The following is a 3,894-nucleotide window of genomic DNA, read 5'->3' as shown; positions in this document are numbered from 1 at the left end:
TTCGCCAGTTTCGGAATGGGTGGCCAGGCCGATCACCTGGTATTCGTTGCCCTTGAAGTGCCGATAGCGGCCGGGCTGTAGTGCGCTCATGGCAGATCTCCCGGTAATGGGCTTCGCGCCAGGCGCTCGGCAATGACCGCCAGCACCTGGGGGTTCCAGGGCAGGCCCACGTGGGTGCCCTGCACTTCCACATTCTCTGTCAGCGGGCCTTCTTCTTCCTGGCTGCATTGCCAGGCCACGATACCGTCTTGCCGGGTGAAAATGGCGGTACAGGGCACCGGCGGCGCGGCGATGCGCTGATTAAAGGCCTCCCGGTCCGCTGGTGGGCGGTTCGGGTTGAACAGATTGAAAAGCGTGGAGACGTTGTTGGCCTCCGGGTCGCCATTGATGGGGCTGCCCAGGGTAAACACCTGACTCACCTGATCGGGAAAGGCCCGCGCCAATTCCCGGGCAAACACCCCGCCCAGGCTCCAGCCCACCAGCGCCACCGGTTGCCCGTGGCGCGTGTTGATCGCCTGCAGATGGGTAACTAACAGGTTTTTACGTTTGCTGTTGATGCCCGTATTGGTGCCCTGGGCCCAGCCGTAAACGTTATACCCCAACCGGGACAAGGCCTTGCGCAGTGGCCGTGTGCTCACGTCACTGGCGCCAAAACCGGGCAAAACCAGCACCGGCTGCCCTTTCCCCGGCGGCAATTGCCGGTGCCCCAGCCCCCGCAACAGGTAGCGCCCATAGGCCCACGCGGCGCGGCTTTCACCCAGCAGCAGCTTGATTGATGGTGGTGCGATAATTGGTGTCATCTCTGGCCCTCCGGCCTTTTTCAGGCGCCTTGAGCAACGGCGCATTATGGAACAATGGTAACCTGTAAAAGAGGGGTCGGGATGGCTGGCTGGCGATCGCTGGCAGCCAGAGAGTCAATGATTTGCCAGGGAACGGTCAGCGGCGATTACAGTCATACCCTGCCAACAGGGTGTTCCGGCACCCACCGTTTTACGCACAAGGCTTTCACGATCAAGGAGCGCCCATGAAAAAAGGACTCATCGCTTTCATTACTGCGTCACTGCTGAGCAGCACCGGCATGGCCATGGCGAAATCACCGGACAGCCCCAAGGTGTTTGGCTGGGTGGAAAAATCCACTTTGGTGCCCTGGGGGGTGGAATTGAAAACCAAGCTGGACAGCGGCGCGCTTACCTCTTCCCTCCATGCCACCGACGTAGAGGTGTTCGAAAAAGATGGGGAGGACTGGGTTCGCTTTACCGTGGATGTGGTGGACGAAGCCACCGGTAAAAAAGTGGAAAAGACCTTCGAGAAGCCCCGTTACCGCAAGGTGCTGATTCGCGGTGCCGGTGGCACGGAACGTCGCCCGGTGGTGCTGATGAAAGTGTGCATGGGCAATACGGTGTACGAAGAGCAGTTCACCCTGAACGACCGCTCGGACATGATCTACCCGATCCTGCTGGGCCGCCGTACCATTTCCCACCTTGGTTATCTGGACGTGACCCAGACCTTCCAGCATTCACCGCAGTGCGACAAGAACTCACCGGTGAAGATGGACAAGGACCAGAAAGACGATGAAGACATTAATGACTAGCGCAAGATGCCTCACGCCTGACGCACCACGCAACAACGCGGGCTAACCCTCTTGGGAATTGAAAGACCGTGCCCGCGCAAAACCTTTAGCGCGGGTACGGCGTTACTGAACAAGATCACTTTCTTCGCATTCTTACGCGATGAGTGTTGCTTGATGCATGCAGCGTGATGCGTTTCTTTTAAACCTCAAAATAGCCGTACAGGCTATCCAGCGCTTCGCGCAGCACGGTGCCCTGCAAACTGATGCGCGCCTGCAGCTCTGCTACCGCATCGTCTGCATCCAGCGCATCAATATTTTCCTGCAACAGATCCAGCGGCTTGATGCGCTTGATCTCCAGCTTTTCATTGATATCCAGTTCTAGGGAATCCTGCCACGCCAGATTGATGCGGGTGGCGACCATGCCGGTTTCCAGGTGCGCGAGAATTTCTTCCTGGCCCAGATCCACGGCGGTGAACTTCACCGCAGCGCCTTCGTCCTTGACGCCCTTCAGTTCGCAGCGGTCACCCAGGGTGAAGCCTTCCGGCAACAGCTTGGTATCCCGCAGCCAGTTACTGAAACTGGTGTAGGGGGCAGAGTTCGGCGCCGGGTACGCCACCGGCAGGGAGCCGATGGCTTTACGCAGGCAGGCGATCACTTCTTCACCGCGACTGGCGGAGGAAGAATCCACCATCACCCGCTTGCGTTCGGTATCGATCAGCAGGGAAGTGCGGCGCGAGCGGGTAAACGCCCGAGGCATCAGCTCAAAGGTAATCTGCTCTTTCAGATCCGCCTTTTCCTTACGCCCTACCTTGCGACCTTCTTCCTGCTGGATGTGCTCCACTTTTTCATCCAGCAGCTCCTTGATCACCGGCCCGGGCAACAGGCGGGCGGTTTCCTGATAAGTGCAAAAAATAAACCCGTCCACCGCGTAGGCCATGGGGTCCTGCCCCTTGAGCGGCGGCACAAAGCCTTCGGTACGCTCGGTTTGCGAACCACAGGGCTGGCAGCGGTTCTGGTCCAGAATTTCATCCAGTTCGGCCACGGAACAGGGGAAGGCTTCTTCGCCCACAAAGACAGTCAGGTTCTTGATCCACATAGAATTTTCCAAAAGCAGGGGCAGTGAGAAAAGGCACTGCCGATAATGAGGGCGGCCAACGCCGGTCGGCCACAGTAGCGAAATGCCGGGGGCGGCTCAAGCAGGGAAACCGTTGGAGCCAGGAATCAGGAAAAGAGCCCACCGGTGGAGAATCGAGCAAGGATTCGACAGGAACCCAACGGCGCCGGGGAAAGTCCCAGTAGTAGGATGGCAGATCGTTTCCCGTTTTGGCTCCGGCGCCAACCGGGACCCGCACGTTTTACAGGAGCAAACCATGAAAACGCTGACTTTCGATAATGGCGACACCCTGCCCATGCTGGGTCTGGGCACCTGGAAATCCGAACCCGGCGAAGTCTATAACGCGGTGAAAAGCGCCATTGAGGCCGGTTACCGCCATATCGACTGTGCTCATATTTACGGCAACGAAGACGAGATTGGCAAGGCGCTGAACGATGTGTTCGCCGCCGGCACGGTAACCCGCGAAGAGCTGTGGATTACCTCCAAGCTGTGGAACAGTGATCATGCGCCGGAGGATGTGCAACCGGCACTGGAAACCACCCTGCGCAACCTGCAACTGGAATACCTGGACCTTTACCTGATGCACTGGCCCGTGGCCCTGAAGCCCGGCGTGCGCTTCCCAAAATCCGCAGACGACATGGTGTCTCTCAAGGAGCTGCCGGTGGAAACCACCTGGGCGGCCATGGAAGCGCTGGTGGACAACAACCTGACCCGGCAGATCGGTGTATCGAATTTCAGCGTAAAAAAGCTTCAGGACCTGATCGGCAAGGCCCGCTACAAACCGGCCATGAACCAGATTGAATTGCACCCCTATCTGCAACAGAAGGAGATGCTGGCGTTCTGCCAACAGCAAGGCATTCACCTCACCGCCTATTCCCCGCTGGGTTCCTTCGATCGCCCCGCCGGCCTGAAAGCCGAGGACGAACCGGTACTGCTGGAAGACCCGGTAATCCGCGAAATCGCTGACCACCACGGCGCCAGCCCGGCGCAAGTGCTGATCAGCTGGGCCCTGCACCGCGACACCGTAGTGATCCCCAAATCGGTGAACCCGGAACGCCTGAAACAAAACCTGGCCGCCGCCGAGCTGTCACTCAGTGACGCAGACATGGACGCCATCGGCGCACTGGACAAGCATCGCCGCTACGTGGACGGCGGTTTCTGGGCACAGCCGGGCAGCGATTACACCCTTACCAATCTTTGGGATGAGTAG

General features: G+C 58.9%; 5 protein-coding genes. 2 read left to right on the top strand and 3 right to left on the bottom strand.

From position 1 onward, the window contains the following. The coding region (locus A3754_RS26200) for a DUF1653 domain-containing protein (RefSeq protein ID WP_156497016.1) at positions 1-90 on the bottom strand (90 nt) is incomplete at its 3' end. After that, positions 87-800 carry an alpha/beta fold hydrolase gene (locus A3754_RS15335; protein ID WP_063520401.1) on the bottom strand — a complete coding sequence of 238 codons (714 nt, stop codon included), beginning with the start codon at positions 798-800 and terminating at the stop codon, positions 87-89. The genes A3754_RS15335 and A3754_RS26200, both read right to left, overlap by 4 nt. A gap of 224 nt (positions 801-1,024) precedes the next feature. Between A3754_RS15335 and A3754_RS15330 the strand changes: the two genes are divergently transcribed. Further along, positions 1,025-1,591, top strand: a complete 567-nt coding sequence (locus A3754_RS15330) for an ATP-dependent zinc protease (RefSeq protein WP_063520400.1) — start codon at positions 1,025-1,027, stop codon at positions 1,589-1,591. Between the two features lie 178 nt (positions 1,592-1,769). Here the strand turns inward: A3754_RS15330 and A3754_RS15325 are convergent, their stop codons facing one another. Continuing rightward, on the bottom strand, positions 1,770-2,666 hold the full coding sequence (locus A3754_RS15325; RefSeq protein WP_063520399.1) for a recombination-associated protein RdgC: 897 nt from the start codon (positions 2,664-2,666) through the stop codon (positions 1,770-1,772). A 274-nt stretch (positions 2,667-2,940) separates the two neighbouring features. On the opposite strand from A3754_RS15325, the gene A3754_RS15320 reads away from it, so the two are divergent. Beyond that, on the top strand, positions 2,941-3,894 hold the full coding sequence (locus tag A3754_RS15320; protein WP_063520398.1) for an aldo/keto reductase: 954 nt from the start codon (positions 2,941-2,943) through the stop codon (positions 3,892-3,894).

It is taken from the genome of Alcanivorax sp. HI0083, from assembly GCF_001635175.1.
The sequence above is the reverse complement of the archived record's forward strand: the minus strand, read 5'-3'. Positions and strand labels throughout refer to the sequence as shown.

Bases quoted from the DNA above. Each gene is read 5' to 3' on its own strand.
- A3754_RS15320 (WP_063520398.1), top strand. From the start codon at position 2,941: ATGAAAACGCTGACTTTCGATAATGGCGACACCCTGCCCATGCTGGGT.
- A3754_RS15325 (WP_063520399.1), bottom strand. From the start codon at position 2,666: ATGTGGATCAAGAACCTGACTGTCTTTGTGGGCGAAGAAGCCTTCCCC.
- A3754_RS15330 (WP_063520400.1), top strand. From the start codon at position 1,025: ATGAAAAAAGGACTCATCGCTTTCATTACTGCGTCACTGCTGAGCAGC.
- A3754_RS15335 (WP_063520401.1), bottom strand. From the start codon at position 800: ATGACACCAATTATCGCACCACCATCAATCAAGCTGCTGCTGGGTGAA.